Raw genomic sequence first — 18008 nt, forward strand, 5'->3', positions numbered from 1 at the left:
AAAGCCTTTTAACTAGGGGGGAGTATGTGCATCCGGCACGGCTTGGCCTGTGTGGGGCGCCCATGAAAAAAGCCCGCAGGCACTGCCTGCGGGCTTCGGGAGGGGGTGGACGGCGCGCGGGGCGCCGTACCGGTCAACGCTTGGCCAGTGGTGGCACGTCGCGGCGCTCGGAGCCGGTGAACAGCTGGCGGGGGCGGCCGATCTTGTACTCGGGGTCGCCGATCATTTCGTTGAGCTGGGCGATCCAGCCCACGGTGCGGGCCAGGCTGAAGATGCCGGTGAACAGGTTCACAGGAATGCCGATGGCGCGCTGCACGATGCCGGAGTAGAAGTCCACGTTCGGGTAGAGCTTGCGCTGCACGAAGTAGTCGTCTTCCAGGGCGATCTTTTCCAGTTCCTTGGCCAGCTTGAACAGCGGGTCGTTTTCAAGGCCCAGCTCGGCCAGCACTTCATTGCAAGTCTCTTGCATGAGCTTGGCGCGGGGGTCGTAGTTCTTGTACACGCGGTGGCCAAAGCCCATGAGCTTGACGCCGGAGTTCTTGTCCTTGACCTGCTTGATGAAGTCGCCGATCTTTTCCACGCCGCCTTGGGCCTGGATGTCGTACAGCATGTTCAGTGCTGCTTCGTTGGCGCCGCCGTGGGCAGGGCCCCACAGGCAGGCCACGCCCGCCGCGATAGCCGCAAACGGGTTGGTGCCCGACGAGCCGCACAGGCGCACGGTGGAGGTCGAAGCGTTCTGCTCGTGGTCTGCGTGCAGGATGAAGATGCGGTCGAGCGCGCGTTCCAGCACGGGGTTGACCTTGTACTCTTCGCAGGGCGTACCGAACATCATGCGCAGGAAGTTGCCGGCGTACGAGAGGTTGTTCTGTGGGTACATGTAGGGCTGGCCCATGCCGTACTTGTAGGCCATGGCGACCAGCGTGGGCATCTTGGCGATCAGGCGGATGGCGGCGATCTCACGGTGCTGCGGATTGTTGATGTCCGTGCTGTCGTGGTAGAAGGCCGACAGGGCGCCCACCAGGCCGGTCAGTACGGCCATGGGGTGCGCGTCACGGCGGAAGCCACGCAGGAAGAACTGCATCTGCTCGTTGACCATGGTGTGGTTGGTCACGCGGCTCGTGAAGTCGGTCTTCTGCGCTGCGTTGGGCAGGTCACCGTACAGCAGCAGGTGGCAGGTTTCCAGGAAGTCGCAGTTTTCAGCCAGCTGCTCAATGGGGTAGCCGCGGTACAGCAGTTCGCCCTTGTCGCCGTCAATGTAAGTGATGGCCGACTGGGTGGCTGCCGTTGACAGGAAGCCTGGGTCATAGGTGAACATGCCCGTCTGCGCATACAGCTTGCGGATGTCGATGACATCCGGGCCAATGGTGCCCTGGTAGACCGGCAGGTCCACGCTGGGACCGCCGTTACTGAACGACAGGGTGGCTTTGTTGTCAGCTAGCTTCATTGTTACTTTCCTTAGGTTTGCCGATGATCATCCGGTCTGGTGGGGCTGGGATCTTTTCAGAGCGAGAAAACCCGCTCGTCAGGTGCCCAGCACGGGGGTGCCGCCGCTTTCCCGCAGCATGCCCAGCACTTCATGCACCTCGGGCGCATCCAGCGTCTCACTGGGTTCCTTGCGGCAAAGCAGCAGGTCCAGGAGGTCGTTGTCGGCGAGGTCCATCAGGGCCGCAAGGCCCTGGGCGTGGCGCTGGTTCAGCTCAGGCTCGAAACGGGTGAAGAACTGTTCGATGAACAGATCGTTTTCCAGCAGGCCGCGCCGGCAGCGCCAGTGCAGCTTGCTGAGTTCGCGTTCCGTCAGCAGCGGCGAGGCTGCTGAGGGGGCGGTGGTGGCGGTTGCACCCATGGCGGTCCTGGGCCCCGGTCAGATGGCGCGACGCACCATCAGTTCCTTGATCTTGCCGATGGCCTTCGTGGGGTTCAGGCCCTTGGGGCACACGTCCACGCAGTTCATGATGGTGTGGCAACGGAACAGGCGGTACGGGTCTTCGAGGTTATCGAGGCGCTGGCCGGTGGCGTCATCGCGGCTGTCGGCGATGAAGCGGTAGGCCTGCAGCAGTCCGGCAGGGCCCACGAACTTGTCGGGGTTCCACCAGAAGCTGGGGCAGCTCGTGGAGCAACTGGCACACAGGATGCACTCGTACAGGCCGTTGAGCTCTTCGCGCTCTTCGGGAGACTGCAGGCGCTCGCGGTCGGGTGGAATCTGCTCGTTGATCAGGTAGGGCTTGATCGAGTTGTACTGCTTGAAGAACTGCGTCATGTCCACGATCAGGTCGCGGATCACTGGCAGGCCGGGCAGGGGCTTGAGAACAATCGTGCCCTTCAGGGTATTCATGTTCGTCAGGCACGCCAGGCCGTTCTTGCCATTGATGTTCATCGCGTCGGAGCCACAGACGCCTTCACGGCACGAACGGCGGAACGACAGCGTGGGGTCCTGCTCCTTGAGCTTCATCAGGGCGTCCAGCAGCATGCGTTCATGGCCGTCGAGTTCGATCTCGATGGTCTGCATGTAAGGCTTGGCGTCCTTGTCCGGGTCGTAGCGGTAGATTTGGAATGTGCGCTTTTGCATGGTTCTTCTCTCGTGGGGCTACTGTTTAGAACGTACGGACCTTGGGGGGCACGCTGTCCACCGTCAGGGGCTTGAGGTTGACCGGCTTGTAGGCGAGGCGGTTGCCTTCGCTGTACCACAGGGTGTGCTTCATCCACTCCTGGTCATTGCGGCCCAGGGGGAACTCGGCGTGGTCGGCTGGGTGCTCGTAGTCGTACACGGTGTGGGCGCCACGGCATTCCTTGCGGGCGGCGGCCGACACCATGGTGGCCTGCGCCACTTCGATCAGGTTGTCCACTTCGAGCGCTTCGATGCGGGCGGTGTTGAACACCTTGGACTTGTCCTTCAGCGTCACGTTGGCCACGCGGCTGCGGATCTCGGCGATCTTCTTGACGCCTTCGTCCATGCTGGCCTGGGTGCGGAACACGCCGGCATGCTGCTGCATGGTGGAGCGGATGTCGCCTGCCAGGTTTTGCGCGTAGATGCCTTCGTTCGACTTGTCGAGCTGGTTCAAGCGCTCCAAGGTGCGGTCGGCCGCATCCTTGGGCAGGGGCTTGTGCTCCTTGTTCTTGTTGTTGAACTCGACGATGTGGCGGCCAGCGGCCTTGCCGAACACCAGCAGGTCCAGCAGCGAGTTGGTACCCAGGCGGTTGGCGCCGTGCACCGACACGCAGGCGCATTCGCCCACGGCGTACAGGCCGTTGACCACTTCGTTGTTGATGCCGTTGGCTTGTGCAACCACCTGGCCGTTGATGTTGGTAGGCACGCCACCCATCTGGTAGTGGATGGTGGGCACCACAGGAATAGGTTCCTTGGTGATGTCCACGTTGGCGAAGTTGACGCCGATTTCGTACACCGAAGGCAGGCGCTTATGGATGGTGTCTGCACCCAGGTGGTCGAGCTTGAGCAGGATGTAGTCCTTGTTGGGACCGCAGCCGCGACCTTCCTTGATTTCCTGGTCCATGCAGCGGGACACGAAGTCGCGCGGGGCCAGGTCCTTCATGGTGGGCGCATAACGCTCCATGAAGCGCTCGCCGTTGCTGTTGAGCAAAATAGCGCCTTCGCCACGGCAGCCTTCGGTCAGCAGCACGCCGGCGCCGGCCACGCCGGTGGGGTGGAACTGCCAGAACTCCATGTCCTGCAGCGCAATGCCGGCACGTGCCGCCATGCCCAGGCCGTCACCGGTGTTGATGAAGGCGTTGGTCGATGCCGCAAAGATGCGACCTGCACCGCCGGTGGCCAGCAGCACGGTCTTGGCTTCCAGGATGTACAGGTCGCCGGTTTCCATTTCCAGGGCGGTTACGCCCACCACGTCGCCGTCGGCGTCGCGGACCAGGTCCAGCGCCATCCATTCGACGAAGAAGTTGGTCTTGGCCTTCACGTTCTGCTGGTACAGCGTGTGCAGCATGGCGTGGCCGGTGCGGTCGGCAGCGGCGCAGGCGCGTTGCACGGGCTTTTCGCCATAGTTGGCGGTGTGGCCGCCAAAGGGGCGCTGGTAGATGGTGCCGTCGGGGTTGCGGTCGAACGGCATGCCGAAGTGTTCCAGCTCATACACCACCTTGGGTGCTTCGCGGCACATGAACTCGATGGCGTCCTGGTCGCCCAGCCAGTCGGAGCCCTTGATGGTGTCGTAGAAGTGGTAGTGCCAGTTGTCTTCGGACATGTTGCCCAGCGATGCGCTTACGCCGCCTTGTGCAGCCACGGTGTGCGAACGGGTGGGGAAAACCTTGGACAGCGAGGCCACGTTCAGGCCTGCGCGGGAGAGTTCAAGCGCGGCACGCATGCCGGAGCCGCCTGCGCCGACGATGACGACATCGAACTTGCGGCGGGTGATGTTAGCGTTGGTGTAGCTCATTATTTTTTGCCTTCAGTCGCGGGGATCAATCAGAGACGCCACAAAACCTGGATACCCCAGCCGGCACAGCCGACCAGCCAGACGATGCTGAACACCTGCAGTGCCAAGCGCAGGCCCACGGGCTTGATGTAGTCCATCAAGACTTCACGCAGGCCGATCCAGGCGTGCCAAGCCAGTGCAACGATCACGGAGAAGGTCAGCACCTTCATCCACTGGGCCGAGAAGATACCGGCCCATTTGTCGTAGCCGATGGGGCCTTTGGAGAAGATCACCTGGGCCAGCAGTGCCAGGGTGAACAGGGCCATCAGGACTGCCGTGACGCGCTGGCTGAGCCAGTCGCGCAGGCCATAGTGGGCGCCGACGACGACGCGCTTGGAACCGTAATTGACGGACATGGGAATTTCCTCTCGTTCTTCGGCGGGCACTGCCTGGCAGCAGCCGCCGCTTTTTGGGGTTGATCGATCAGTACAGGCCGAAAAGCTTGGCGCCCAGCACCAGGGTCAGCGTGATGCTGATGGCCAGGACGGCAAAGGCCGAGGACTTGCCGAATTCCTTGTTCACGGCGCTGTGGCTCACATCCATCCACAGGTGGCGCAGGCCAGCGGTGAAGTGGTGCAGGTAGGCCCAGATCAGTGCCAGGGCCACCAGTTTGATGAACCAGCCGGGCACGAAGCCAATGCCGATGTTGAAAGCCGCCGAGAACCGGGCGAACGAGATTTCAGACGACACCGAGGTGTCGAACATCCAGATGATGAAGGGCAGCAGCAGGAACATGATCAGCCCGCTGCCGCGGTGCAGGATCGAAACCCACGCGGCAGGAGTCATGCGGTAGGTGGTCAGGTCCTTGAAGGCATTGATGTTGCGGAATTCAGGCCGTTTTTTGGCGAGTTCTGTCATGTTGTGTGCTTTCGTGGATGTAACTGCTTTGTAATTTGAAGATGCAAAGAACGCAAAATTCTATTGCAACGCAACAAGAAGGGTTTGCTCCAGCCCGAATGTTCTACGTTTCCGCTCAGTTGCCAGGGTGGTGTCAGCTCAGTTCGTTACGGTAATGGTGCGTGTCGGTCAGGTACAGGCCGCGCCGTAACTCCATCGGAACGTCGTTGTAGGTGTAGGCGATGCGCTCCACGCTCAGCAGCGGCGTGGCCTGTGGGATCTGCAGCATCGCCGCCTGGTCGGCATCGGGCAGTACGGCACGTATTTTCTCCTCGGCACGTACCATGCGTACGCCGAAGTCGAGTTCAAACATGGCGTAAGTAGGGCCTTGGTAGTTGGCCAATTGTTCGGCCGTCAGCCCTTTGAAAGCCTGGCCGGGCAGCCAGATGTCTTCCAGGATGGTGGGTACGCCTGCGAATGACAGGACACGCCGCGCCTGGACCACCGGATCGGCGCTGCGCAGTGCCAGTGCGCGCGCCACGTCAGCGCTGGCACGCACACGCCGACAATCGATCACCTTGCGCTGTGCAGGGCCCTCCACGCGGACGTCACCCGTGTCGGGCATGAGCTTGAGAAAACGGTACTGCACATGCTGCTCGGCATGGGTGGCCACAAAGGTACCCTTGCCCTGGCGCCGCATCACGAGGTTTTCGGCCGCCAGCTCGTCAATGGCCTTGCGCACCGTGCCCTGACTCACGCGAAAGCGTGCAGCCAGCTCCATCTCGCTGGGGATGGATTCGCCCGGTTTCCACTCGCCCTGTTGCAGACTTTGCAGGATGAGCCCTTTGATCTGCTGGTACAGGGGGCTGAACGCGGGCGTGGCAGAGCCCGTGCCTGCCAAAGGCTGCGCAGGGTTGTCGGCGTTGAGCGGAAGCGAGGACATGGCGATCGGGAGAAGGGCGGGCCGCACGCGAAGTGATATGCGGGCTGTGTCAGGGTGTTAATCATATCTTATATAAGACATAAGACAAATTGACCGAGGTGTCCAATCAGCGGTACACTCCAAGGCTGTTTTGCGGGGCACGGGCTGCTGGTAACAGGCGCTGGTGCTTGCGTTGCACTCACACCTGTTTTCCTCACTTCCCTGGAGTTTTCACCATGAGCAAGAAGCCTGTTCGCGTCGCCGTCACCGGTGCCGCTGGTCAAATTGGTTACGCCCTGCTGTTCCGCATCGCCTCCGGCGAAATGCTGGGCAAGGACCAGCCCGTCATCCTGCAATTGCTCGAAGTGCCTGTCGAAGGCCCCCAGAAGGCGCTCAAGGGCGTGATGATGGAACTGGACGATTGCGCGTTCCCCCTGCTGGTGGGCATGGAAGCCCACAGCGACCCCATGACCGCTTTCAAGGACGCCGACTACGCCCTGTTGGTCGGTTCGCGCCCCCGCGGCCCGGGCATGGAACGCGCCGAACTGCTGGCTGTCAACGGCGCCATCTTCACGGCACAGGGCAAGGCCCTGAATGCCGTGGCTTCGCGCAACGTGAAGGTGCTGGTCGTAGGCAACCCTGCCAACACCAACGCCTACATCGCCATGAAGTCGGCCCCCGACCTGCCACGCAAGAACTTCACCGCCATGCTGCGCCTGGACCACAACCGCGCTGCCAGCCAGATCGCTGCCAAGACCGGCAAGGCCGTGGCGGACATCGAAAAGCTGACCGTCTGGGGCAACCATTCGCCCACGATGTACGCCGACTACCGCTTCGCGACCATCAACGGTGAAAGCGTCGCCAAGATGATCAACGACCAGGAATGGAACGCCAACACTTTCCTGCCCACCGTGGGCAAGCGCGGCGCTGCCATTATCGAAGCGCGTGGCCTGTCGTCGGCTGCTTCGGCTGCCAACGCCGCCATCGACCACATGCGTGACTGGGCCCTGGGCACCAACGGCAAGTGGGTCACCATGGGCATTCCTTCGGACGGCCAGTACGGCATCCCCAAGGACACCATGTTCGGTTTCCCCGTGACGTGCGAAAACGGCGAGTACAAGATCGTTGAAGGTCTGGAAATCGACGCGTTCTCGCAAGAGCGCATCAACATCACGCTGGCTGAGCTGCAAGGCGAGCAAGACGGCGTCAAGCACCTGCTGTAAACCAGGTGAGCGCCATGCAGCCGACGCCACAGGCATCGGGCCTTCGGGCCGCCCGGGTCCCCGCGCAGGGGCAGGGCGCTGCGCCATCCCATCCACGCGATGTGTTGCTGGGCGCCCAGGCGCAGACAGGCTTCCTGCCGGTCTGTGACCACTACAGCGGCGTCGAAGCGCGCATGCGCAAGAGCCTGCAGCTGCAGGCCGAGATGACGCAGGAGTTCGGTACCTGCGTCTTTGATGTCACCCTCGATTGCGAAGACGGCGCCCCCGTCGGCCTTGAAGCCGACCACGCCCGGCTGGTTGCCCGTCTGGCCCTGGGCGCTGCACCCGGTGCCCGCGTGGCCGCCCGGGTCCACGCGGTGGACCACCCGGCATTCGCCAACGATGTCGCCACGATAGCGGGCGAAGCAGGCCATCGGCTCAGCCACATCATGGTTCCCAAGGTGGAATCTGTGGACGATGTACTGGCCGCGGAGCGGGCGCTGGAGAAAGCCTCTGCCGCCCCAGTACCGATCCATGTCCTCATCGAATCCCCTACTGCGGTGCACCGTGCTTTTGAAATCGCAGCCCACCCGCGCGTGCAGAGCCTGAGTTTTGGCCTCATGGATTTTGTGTCGGCCCATGGTGGCGCCATCCCTGCGCATGGCATGACTTCGGTGGGGCAGTTTTCGCACCCACTGGTGGTGCGTGCCAAGCTGGAGATTGCCGCTGCCTGCCATGCCCACGGCAAGGTGCCATCGCACTGTGTGGTGACGGAGTTCGCCGATACGGTGGCCATGCAAGGCGCCGCCAGCCGTGCCGCGCGCGAGCTGGGCTATACCCGCATGTGGAGCATCCATCCCGCACAGATCCGATCCATCCTGCAGGCGTTTGCGCCTCAGCAGGATGACATCGAAGTTGCTTCAAAAATAATAGCTGCTGCCGTAGATTCTGATTGGGCTCCCATCAGTTTTGAAGGCACGTTGCACGACCGCGCCAGCTATCGCTTTTACTGGCAGGTGCTGGAGCGCGCTCACCGTACCGGGCGCACACTTCCTCTTGCCGTGCGCCATTGGTTTGGCGCGTCGGCCTCCGTTCCGTTGTGAACATTCCTGAATTTTTCCACGCAGGACCTCCCATGAAATCCTTTATCGCCTCTGCCCTGATGCTGCTGGCTCCAGCCCTCGCCCTGGCGCAAACCCCTGCCAAGACCGAAGCCAAACCCGAGACCAAGGCTGCCGCCAAACCTGCAGCAAAGCCCGCTGCCAAGCCCGATGCGAAGTCTGCCAAGGCTGCGGACAAGGCGCCTGCCGCCAAGAAATCTTCGGTAGCCAAAACCGAAGGCACCAGCAGCCGCAGCCAGCTCAAGAGCGCGGCGAACCAGGTGGCCACCGGCATCATTGCTGCCGAAGCCGCGCTGTCCCCCGAAGAACTGGCCATTGCCGAACGTGTGCACGTGGGCCGCATTCCCTGCGAACTCGGTGCCTTTGTCACCGTGACCGCCGAGCCCGCGAGCCCAGGCCACTTCCATGTGGAAGGCAAGGGCTTCAAGTACTTCATGGCCCCGGTCGCTACCACCACGGGCACGGTGCGCCTGGAAGACCAGAAGGGTGGCGCCGTCTGGCTGCAGATCGCCAACAAGTCCATGCTGATGAACCAGAAGCTGGGTCAACGCCTGGCCGACGAATGCATGAGCCCGCAGCAGGTGGTGGTGGCCGAGGCCATCAAGAAAAACCCGCCCGTGAGTGTGCTGGAACCCCTGAAGTAAGTCCTTCACCAGCGCAGCGCCACAGAGAAGAAAACCGCACGACCCCGCGCATGCAGGCGCCCCGGCTATCGAAAAACGCCGCCGCGCTGCACGCCGCCCCACTTTAGAACGCAACCGGAGAAAAATGATGTTGAAAGCCTACCGTGACCACGTGGCCGAGCGCGCCGCCCTCGGCATCCCGCCCCTGCCGCTGACCGCCAAGCAGACCGGCGAGCTGATCGAGCTGCTCAAGAACCCTCCTGCGGGCGAAGAAGCCACGCTGGTGGACCTGATCACGCACCGCGTGCCTGCCGGTGTGGACGACGCCGCCAAGGTCAAGGCCAGCTACCTGGCTGCCGTGGCGCACGGTACGGAGGTGTGCACGCTGATTGGCCGTGAGCGCGCCACGCAGCTTTTGGGCACCATGCTGGGCGGCTACAACCTCACCCCCCTGATCGACCTGCTGGACGACGCTGCGGTGGCCTCCGTCGCCGCCGAAGCGCTCAAGAAGACGCTGCTCATGTTCGATCAGTTCCATGACGTCAAGGAAAAGGCCGACAAGGGCAACACCTTCGCCAAGGCCGTGCTGCAGAGCTGGGCCGATGCCGAGTGGTTCACCAGCCGCCCCGAAGTGCCCCAGAGCATCAAGCTCACCGTGCTCAAGGTCACTGGCGAAACCAACACCGACGACCTGTCGCCCGCCCCTGACGCGTGGAGCCGCCCTGACATCCCGCTGCACGCGTTGGCCATGCTCAAGAACAAGCGCGACGGCATCACGCCCGAAGAAGACGGCAAGCGCGGCCCGGTGAAGTTCATCGAAGACCTGCGCGCGCGTGGCAACCTGGTGGCCTACGTGGGCGACGTGGTCGGCACGGGTTCGAGCCGCAAGTCCGCCACCAACAGCGTGCTGTGGTTCACGGGCGAAGACATCCCTTTCGTGCCCAACAAGCGCTTCGGCGGCGTGTGCCTGGGCAGCAAGATTGCGCCCATCTTCTACAACACCATGGAAGACGCTGGTGCACTGCCCATCGAACTGGATGTAAGCCAGATGCACATGGGCGACGAGATCGAACTGCTGCCCTACGCTGGCAAGGCGCTCAAGGACGGTAACGTGATTGCCGAATTCGAAGTCAAGAGCGAAGTCCTGTTCGACGAAGTGCGTGCCGGTGGCCGCATTCCGCTGATCATTGGCCGTGGCCTGACTGCCAAGGCCCGCGAAGCCCTGGGCCTGCCGCCTTCCACGCTGTTCCGCCTGCCGCAAGTGCCTGCCGCCACCGGCAAGGGTTTCACGCTGGCCCAGAAGATGGTCGGCCGCGCCTGCGGACTGCCCGAAGGCCTGGGTGTGGTGCCCGGCACCTACTGCGAACCCCGCATGACCTCGGTGGGCTCGCAGGACACCACCGGACCCATGACCCGCGACGAACTCAAGGACCTGGCCTGCCTGGGCTTCAGCTCCGATCTGGTGATGCAGTCCTTCTGCCACACGGCTGCGTACCCCAAGCCCGTGGACGTGAAGATGCACCACGAGCTGCCTGACTTCATCAGCACGCGCGGCGGCATCTCGCTCAAGCCTGGCGACGGCATCATCCACAGCTGGCTCAACCGCATGCTGCTGCCCGACACCGTGGGAACGGGCGGCGACTCGCATACGCGTTTCCCTATCGGCATCAGCTTCCCTGCAGGTTCGGGCCTGGTGGCGTTCGCCGCAGCCACGGGCGTGATGCCGCTGGACATGCCTGAGTCGGTGCTGGTGCGCTTCAAGGGCCAGATGCAGCCCGGCGTCACGCTGCGTGACCTGGTGCACGCGATTCCGCTGTACGCCATCAAGCAAGGCCTGCTCACAGTGGCCAAGCAGGGCAAGAAGAACATCTTCTCGGGCCGGATCCTGGAAATCGAAGGCCTGCCTGACATGAAGGTCGAGCAAGCGTTCGAACTGTCTGACGCCTCGGCCGAGCGCTCTGCCGCTGGCTGCACGGTGCGCCTGAACAAGGAACCCGTGATCGAGTACATCAACTCGAACATCGTGCTGCTCAAGAACATGATCGCCCAGGGCTATGCCGACGCACGCACCATCGGCCGCCGTATCAAGGCCATGGAAGCCTGGCTGGCCAACCCCCAGCTGCTGGCACCTGATGAAGATGCCGAGTACGCGGCCGTCATCGAGATCGACCTGGCCGAAATTACCGAGCCCATCGTTTGCTGCCCCAACGACCCCGACGACGCCAAGACGCTGTCGGACGTGGCGGGTGCTGCCATCGACGAAGTGTTCATCGGCTCGTGCATGACCAACATCGGCCACTTCCGTGCAGCCTCCAAGCTGCTCGAAGGCAAGAAGGACATCCCCGTCAAGCTGTGGATGGCCCCGCCCACGAAGATGGATGCGCACCAGCTCACCGAAGAAGGCCACTACGGCGTGTTCGGCGCGGCCGGTGCCCGCATGGAAATGCCCGGCTGCTCGCTGTGCATGGGCAACCAGGCGCAGGTGAAGGAAGGCGCTACCGTGATGTCCACCAGCACCCGCAACTTCCCCAACCGTCTGGGCAAGAACACCAACGTGTACCTGGGCTCGGCCGAGCTCTCGGCCATCTGCTCCAAGCTGGGTCGCATTCCTTCCAAGGAAGAGTACCTGGCAGATATCGGCGTCATCAACCAGAACGGCGACAAGATCTACAAGTACATGAACTTCGACCAGATCGCCGAGTTCAAGGAAGTGGCAGACGGCGTGACCGCCTGATCCTTCCCCTCGGGGATGGATAGACCAGCAAAAAGCGGCTCTTCGGAGCCGCTTTTTTTTGGCGCTGGATGTTTGTTGCAAACCACGCAATCGCCAAGCCATGCCACGGCGTGTCACGCAATGGACGCGTGTTTGTCATGTAAATGTCATGATTTCGTCGCTATGCTCCAGCCATAAAAACAAAACGAAATGGGGGGACATCCATGGCAAGAGAGAAAAACAATGCCGACAAGACCAGCAGCGTAGGGGCACGCCTCGCGGCGCTGCTGATCAGCGCGGTCTTCGCTCTGGGGTTTGGGTTGGGCGGCTACCACGCCGGGCTCAAGCCCCTCGCCCGTACGCTCGATACTGCCCTGCAGGTGCGTGGCTGGCAGCCTGTGCAGGCCGAAGTCCTGTCGGCTGAACTCAAGACGCACCACAGCAGCGATGGCGCCACCTACGAAGTGCAGGCCCGCTACCGCTATCAGATGGCGGGCAAGGCCTACGAAGGCACCCGCGTCGGCCTGGACGCGCGGGGCAACAGCGACAACATCGACGACTGGCCACGGCAGTGGGCGGGGCGTCTTCAGAGCGCGCAGGCACGGGGGCAGGGCATCACGGTCCTGGTCAATCCCAACAATCCGTCGCAGTCGCTTATCGATCCCACCATCCGCTGGTCGCTGCAGATTTTCCGCATTCCGTTTGCCCTGGTTTTTACCTTGGTGGGGCTGGTGGCGGCCTGGTTTTTTCTGCACACCCTGCTGGGTCTGGTCAGGGCCGGGGGGACATCGCCGGCAGCTGGCAGTGGCGGCCTGCAGCCGGGCTCGTCGCCCACCAGCTTGTTCGCGAAGGGCGCTTCCGGCACTTCGGTGGGTGCCATCTGGTTTTTCACCATCTTCTGGTGCGGTATTGCGTTCCCTATGGCGGCCTTGCTGTGGACACAATCCAGCGCCCCCTGGTTTGCCAAGGCCTTCATCTCCCTCTTCGTGATGATCGGCCTGGGGCTGGTGACCCTGTCGGTGCGCCATACCCACATGGCCTGGCGCTACGCGGGCGCAGAGCTGACCGCACTGCCCACAGTCCCGCGTGCGGGCCACCCGGTCGAGATGACACTGCTCCTGCCCGAGCGTGCCGCCGCCTACCAGCAGGGCCAGCAGCTGCAGCTGCGCCTGGCCCAGTACCGGGTGGATGAATCGAGCTCCGGTTCGCCGGAGCGTTGTGTGGAGTCTTTCTCTGAAACCGCGCGTGTGCAGCCCACGGACGATGGCGGGCTGCGGCTGACGGCACGTTTTGACCTGCCACCCGACGCGCCCCCGCACGGCGCGCAGCGCTCTGGTGAACGTGTGGACTGGCGGCTGGAGTTGCTGCGCACCCCGGGCGGGGACGTAGAACTGACCTACGACGTGCCCGTGCAGGCAGCCCCACAGGCGTTTGGTCACGAGCAGGCCGATCGCTTTGACCGGCGCGCTATCTGGAAGAAAGTGACCCCCATCGCGCCCGCTGATCCGGCCCACGGAGAAGGAGAAGCGGGCCTGGATGGTGAGGGCGCCTTGCTCCTGCCCGCTTCCGTTACGCTGCTGGAGACCCCGCATGCGTGGCAGTTTGAATTCAACCGTCGCGGCTGGCGCTGGGCTGCAGGCCTGGTGCTGGCGGGTCTTGTGGTGGAGGCCTTCCTGAACGGCCGCTTCGGCTCTGGCGGCATCGCATTGCCACACTTCTTTGTGGCCACCGGCGCCTGGTGGCTGCTGGTTGCCTTTGTCCTGCAGGCTGCCACCTGCCGCTGGACTCTGTCTGTGCGGGATGAGGGCATCACCGTGCGCCGCTACTCTGCGCTGTGGTCGCGGGCAGACGCCCTGCCCGGACAGGCCAGCCAGAGCCTGGTGCACAAGCTGCTGTATTCCACCGGCAGCGGCGCCAGCGAGACCCCTTATTTCGCTGTCTATGCGCGCGAGCGCGATGGCACCCTGGTTCGGTTGACCCCCGGCGTCAGTGGCGAAGGGGCTGCCACTGCGTTGGGCCAATCCATCGCGCGGGCCTGGTCGCACCGTCGGGGCCATTTCAGCCCTGGCGCACAGCGGCCTGCCCGCTCCGGGCATTCGCGCCCGGCCTGGGGATTGCTGCTGCTGGCAGTTGCTCTGGCCTGGTGGATCTGGGGGCCGTCCCTTGTCGGCCTGGTGCGCCCGGCTCTGCCCGGGCCATCGGCTGCGCCCGTCGCCGCCGCCGTACAGCCATCTGCGTCGTATTCTGCTGCGGACGACGCGCTGCTCGACGCGCAGGACGCCGGTGATGCCCGGGCCCTGGGCGCAGCCCTGGCAGCGGGCGCCAACCCCAATCTGCTCGCGCCCAGCGGCTCGTCCGTGCTCATGCTGGCGGCCCACCGGGGGCAGCTGGAGCACATCGAGCTGCTGTTGCAGGCTGGTGCACAGCCCGACCTTCGCCAGACACACAAAGACAGCGAGCGTGGCGACACCGCGTTGTTGCGCGCCTTCTACGGCGGCCACCTCGCTGCCGCCCAACGCCTGGTGCAGGCCGGGGCCAGCATGGCGGCCCGCAACCGGTGGGACTGGGGCCCGGCGCATATGGCAGCGCAAAGTGGTTGTGTGCCTTGTTTGCAGTGGCTGGCCGAACAGGGGCAGCCCCTGGACGAGCCCGCACCCGCAAGCCGGGGCGAGACGCCTGCGATGCTGGCTGCTGCCAAAGGGCGCATCCAGACGCTGGAGTGGTTGGAGGTGCGGGGTGTGGACCTTTGGCGCAAAGACCCGCATGGCAAGAATGCGCTGGATTGGGCGCAGTTTGGAAAGCAGCAAGAGGCGGAGCACTGGCTGGTGCAGCGCCAGCGCTGATGTGAGGCCAGGCCTCAGGCGCAAAGGGTGTCTATGGATGGGCTGAGGCGGTTGATGGCTGCCCTCATGGGATTTGCTATAAAAAATATAGCTAACAATGAAGCCCTCTAAGCGCTAGCAGCCAATTATTCTTGAAATATTGAGCCCTGGTTCCAGTGCCCGCCTAACGAACCTGTTTCTTTTCCAGCTTGCGGGTCAGGGTGCGGCGGTGCATGCCCAGGCGCCTTGCCGCTTCCGAGAGATTGAAGCCGGTTTCTGCCAGCACCTCGTTGATGCGCTCCCATTCCAGCGTCTTGATGGAGCTGGAGCGGTTGGTCAGCTCCACTTCGGTGTTGCCCGCCTTCAGGCCAAAAGCGGCCTCGATGTCGTCGGTATTGGACGGCTTGGCGAGGTAGTGGCAGGCGCCCAGTTTCACGGCCTCCACGGCGGTGGCGATGCTGGCAAAGCCGGTCAGCACCACGATCAGCATGTCTTCGCTGGCGGCATGCAGCTTTTGTACGCAGGCCAGGCCCGAGGCTTCGCCCTTGAGCTTGAGGTCCACCACCGCAAAGCCGGGCGTGTGGTGTGCGAGCAGGGTTTCGACCTCGGGCAGGCTGGCAGCCTGCAGCACGCGGTAGCCGCGCCGTTCGAAAGAACGGGCGAGCGTGCGGGCAAAGGCCTCGTCGTCTTCCACGATGAGCAGCAGTGGTTGCGCTTGTTCTCGTTCTTCGTCGTCGGTAGGGCTCATGGCTTCAGGCTTTGGCTTCAGGCAGTGCGATCGCCGCCAGTGGCAGTTCGATGGTTACTTCGGCACCCCCTTCGGGGCGGTTGCGTGCCGCCACGCTGCCACCCAACGTGCGTGCCACGTTGAGCACAAGGTACAGGCCCAGCCCACCGCCAGGGCGGTTTTTGGAGGACTGGTAGGGCGTGCCCAGCTTGGCCAGCATGTCGGGGGCAAAGCCCGGCCCTGCGTCGGTCACCGTGATGCGCAGTGCATCGGCGTTGCGGGTGACGGCCAGGCGCACCCAGCCGGGCGAGGCGTCGCGTGCATTGTCCAGCACATTGAAAACCATCTGCTGGAGCGTGGTGTCAGACACCATGGGCGTATCTGCGCCGAAGTCGTTGTCGTAGACGAACTGCGGCATCGACCGGGTGCTGCGCCATTCTTCGGCCAGGGCATCCACAAAGGTGCGCACGGTGGTCTGCATGGAGGCTTCGCCGCGTGTCTCTCCGGCCGAAAGCAGGATGCCGCTCACGATGCTCTTGCAGCGCTGCACCTGGGCCTGCATTTCGTCGATGTCTTCCTTCAGCGCTGGGTAGGCCGCCAGCTGCTTGTCGTGCTGCCAGTCCCCCAGGATCACGGCCAGCGTGGACAGCGGCGTGCCCAGCTCGTGGGCCGCGCCTGAGGCCAGCAGGCCCATGCGCACGATGTGCTCTTCTTCCACGCGGCGGCGGCGTGCTGCGGCCAGGCGCGCATCGCGTTCACGCAGGTTCAGGTTGATGCGGGTGATGAAGACCACCACCAGCGTGGCGTTGAGCACAAAGCACACCAGCAACCCGATCACGTAAAGGCTCGACAGGCCCTGGTGCAGGTCCTGCGGCAACTCCAGGGGCAGGTGGTGTGTGGCCAGCACGCCAAAACACAGCAGCGTGATGATCACGATGGACCAGATGTAGGCGCCGCGCAGCAGCACGGCCCCCAGCGTGATCTGCAGCAGGTACAGGAAGACGAATGGGTTGCTGGTGCCCCCGCTCAGGTACAGCTGCACTGTGAGCACGGCCACATCGATCAGCAGGGCCAGAAAAAGCTCCACATTGCGCACCATCACACCGGTGCGCAGCCGCAGCAGGCTCACCACGTTGAACACCGCCAGGCAGCCCACCACCAGCAGCATCTCGCGCACAGGCAGCGTGAGGTTCAGGCTGTAGTGCGCCATCTCGATGGTGAACACCTGGCCGACCACGGCAATCCAGCGTAGCTCGATCAGCTGCTGCAGGTTCTTGATGCCTGCGGCGGCATCGGCCGAGCGTGCGTTGCGCTGCGGCGCGGCGGTCGCAGTATCAGGACGAAGAGGTGTCATCAGGGGCGAAGGTGGTGGCAGGGCGCGCAAAGCCGCGCAGGCGGCGCTCGTAGCGTGCCACATACCAGCCAGCACCCGCAACCATGAGGGCCAGACCGTACCAGGTCAGTGCGTAGACCAGGTGGCTGTTATGGAAACGGATCACCGTCATGCCAGCGCGCGGCCAACGGGTGTCCGCTGCCGGGGGCACAGCGGCGCCTGGTACGGGAGGCAACCCCGCATCGATGAAGAAGGGGGCAGTCTCGGGCAACTGCAGCCAATGGCCGATGGCCGCAATGTCGCGCGAGTACCAGCGCTGCTCAGCCGGGGCATTGGTGCGCAGAAAACCACCGTCAGGCTCGCTCATGCGCAGCAGGCCCTGGACAGTCGCGGTGGTGGATGTAGGGGGGGTAGAGGCGGGCATAGGCGTTGCCAGCCATTGGGCGCGCTGCTCCTGCGGCACAAAACCCCGATTCACCAGCACCTGCGAGCCATCGGCCAGCTGCAAGGGCGTCATCACCCAGAAGCCCGAGCCCAGCTCGGTCAGGGCCTGGGTAAGCACGGTTTTCTCGGCCAGCCACCGGCCCTGCGCGGTGACAGGCAGGTATTCGTGGCTGGCTGCACTCACCTGGGGCCACTCTGGGCGGGAGGGCAGGGGTACAGGAGCAGCGTGCACGCGTTGATCGACGCGCTCGATCAGCGCGAGCTTCCAGGCGCGGCGCTGCACCTGCCAGGTACCCAGCGCGATAAAGCCCAAAAACAAGGCGATGCCCACCACTGCGAGCACCGCCTGGCGAAGCCGCCAGGCCTGGGGGGCCGGGGCTGTGGGATGGGACGGCATCAGGGCGTCGAGTGGCCCGGCGCCTCATGCGTTGCGGGCGTGGGGGTGGGGTGCTCGGGCATCATGTTCGCGTTCATGTGGAACATGACCCACAGCGTGCCCGCAATGGCAATGGCTACGAACACCACCGTGAAGATGGTGGACAACATGGTCCAGCCGCCTTCAACCTTGCCGTTCATGTGCAGGAAATACACCATGTGCACCAGGATCTGGATCACGGCGAAGCCGCCCAGTACCAGCACGGCGGTGTTGCGGTCGGCGATGACCTTGGCCATGACGAGCCAGAAGGGAATGGCCGTGAGGATGACCGAGAGCACGAAGCCGATCGTGTAGTCGCGCAGGCTGCTGTGCGGTTCCGCGTCGCCGTGGTGGTCGTGGCCGCCCTGGTCATGCGCGCCGTGTGCGTGTGTTGTGTGTTGTGCGCTCAT

16 protein-coding genes are annotated in these 18008 nt (G+C 63.7%); 5 read left to right on the forward strand and 11 right to left on the reverse strand.

Translation table 11 applies throughout. The features are described 5' to 3' along the window. Nucleotides 1-133: 133 nt before the first annotated feature. The 7 genes from ACT89O_RS08285 to ACT89O_RS08315 form a co-directional block, all read right to left on the reverse strand. Nucleotides 134-1444, reverse strand: coding sequence for a citrate synthase (locus ACT89O_RS08285; protein ID WP_121419457.1), 1311 nt, complete (start codon nt 1442-1444; stop codon nt 134-136). A gap of 78 nt (nt 1445-1522) precedes the next feature. Further along, nucleotides 1523-1843, reverse strand: a complete 321-nt coding sequence (locus tag ACT89O_RS08290) for an FAD assembly factor SdhE (RefSeq protein ID WP_055393121.1) — start codon at nt 1841-1843, stop codon at nt 1523-1525. Nucleotides 1844-1861: 18 nt separating this feature from the next. Continuing rightward, a complete protein-coding gene (locus ACT89O_RS08295) occupies nt 1862-2566 on the reverse strand; it encodes a succinate dehydrogenase iron-sulfur subunit (protein WP_055393124.1) in 705 nt (234 codons plus the stop codon). Nucleotides 2567-2591: 25 nt separating this feature from the next. Next, nucleotides 2592-4400 (reverse strand): succinate dehydrogenase flavoprotein subunit, encoded by a 1809-nt coding sequence (gene sdhA, locus ACT89O_RS08300; protein WP_055393127.1) that lies wholly within the window; start codon nt 4398-4400, stop codon nt 2592-2594. 29 nt (nt 4401-4429) lie between these two features. Further along, nucleotides 4430-4795 (reverse strand): succinate dehydrogenase, hydrophobic membrane anchor protein, encoded by a 366-nt coding sequence (gene sdhD / locus ACT89O_RS08305; protein ID WP_055393129.1) that lies wholly within the window; start codon nt 4793-4795, stop codon nt 4430-4432. A 67-nt stretch (nt 4796-4862) separates the two neighbouring features. Then, nucleotides 4863-5297, reverse strand: a complete 435-nt coding sequence (sdhC, locus tag ACT89O_RS08310; RefSeq protein WP_121419458.1) for a succinate dehydrogenase, cytochrome b556 subunit — start codon at nt 5295-5297, stop codon at nt 4863-4865. A gap of 133 nt (nt 5298-5430) precedes the next feature. Beyond that, the gene (locus ACT89O_RS08315) at nt 5431-6219 is read right to left on the reverse strand and encodes a GntR family transcriptional regulator (RefSeq protein ID WP_055393133.1); all 789 of its coding nucleotides are present in this window, start codon (nt 6217-6219) and stop codon (nt 5431-5433) included. Nucleotides 6220-6434: 215 nt separating this feature from the next. On the opposite strand from ACT89O_RS08315, the gene ACT89O_RS08320 reads away from it, so the two are divergent. From ACT89O_RS08320 to ACT89O_RS08340, 5 genes are all read left to right on the forward strand, one after another. Beyond that, on the forward strand, nt 6435-7421 hold the full coding sequence (locus tag ACT89O_RS08320) for a malate dehydrogenase (protein WP_055393136.1): 987 nt from the start codon (nt 6435-6437) through the stop codon (nt 7419-7421). A gap of 14 nt (nt 7422-7435) precedes the next feature. Then, on the forward strand, nt 7436-8503 hold the full coding sequence (locus tag ACT89O_RS08325; RefSeq protein WP_487262322.1) for an HpcH/HpaI aldolase/citrate lyase family protein: 1068 nt from the start codon (nt 7436-7438) through the stop codon (nt 8501-8503). Between the two features lie 32 nt (nt 8504-8535). Beyond that, on the forward strand, nt 8536-9165 hold the full coding sequence (locus tag ACT89O_RS08330; RefSeq protein WP_121419460.1) for a hypothetical protein: 630 nt from the start codon (nt 8536-8538) through the stop codon (nt 9163-9165). A gap of 127 nt (nt 9166-9292) precedes the next feature. Next, nucleotides 9293-11878, forward strand: coding sequence for a bifunctional aconitate hydratase 2/2-methylisocitrate dehydratase (gene acnB / locus ACT89O_RS08335; protein ID WP_055393150.1), 2586 nt, complete (start codon nt 9293-9295; stop codon nt 11876-11878). 203 nt (nt 11879-12081) lie between these two features. Continuing rightward, on the forward strand, nt 12082-14700 hold the full coding sequence (locus ACT89O_RS08340; RefSeq protein ID WP_487262323.1) for an ankyrin repeat domain-containing protein: 2619 nt from the start codon (nt 12082-12084) through the stop codon (nt 14698-14700). Nucleotides 14701-14863: 163 nt separating this feature from the next. On the opposite strand, the gene ACT89O_RS08345 is transcribed toward ACT89O_RS08340, so the two are convergent. Genes ACT89O_RS08345 through cyoD form a run of 4 tightly spaced genes read right to left on the reverse strand, consistent with a single transcriptional unit; the run spans nt 14864 to nt 18008 of the window. Beyond that, nucleotides 14864-15427 (reverse strand): response regulator transcription factor, encoded by a 564-nt coding sequence (locus ACT89O_RS08345; protein ID WP_436131098.1) that lies wholly within the window; start codon nt 15425-15427, stop codon nt 14864-14866. A 4-nt stretch (nt 15428-15431) separates the two neighbouring features. Next, nucleotides 15432-16760, reverse strand: coding sequence for an ATP-binding protein (locus tag ACT89O_RS08350; RefSeq protein WP_487262324.1), 1329 nt, complete (start codon nt 16758-16760; stop codon nt 15432-15434). Next, entirely contained in the window at nt 16741-17580 is an 840-nt protein-coding gene (locus ACT89O_RS08355; protein ID WP_487262325.1) for an SURF1 family protein, read from the reverse strand. The genes ACT89O_RS08350 and ACT89O_RS08355 overlap by 20 nt, the downstream gene beginning before the upstream one ends. Next, nucleotides 17580-18008, reverse strand: a complete 429-nt coding sequence (cyoD, locus tag ACT89O_RS08360; RefSeq protein ID WP_487262326.1) for a cytochrome o ubiquinol oxidase subunit IV — start codon at nt 18006-18008, stop codon at nt 17580-17582. Before cyoD ends, ACT89O_RS08355 begins: the two co-directional genes overlap by 1 nt.

The sequence above is a fragment of the Acidovorax sp. NN32 genome (assembly GCF_057597245.1).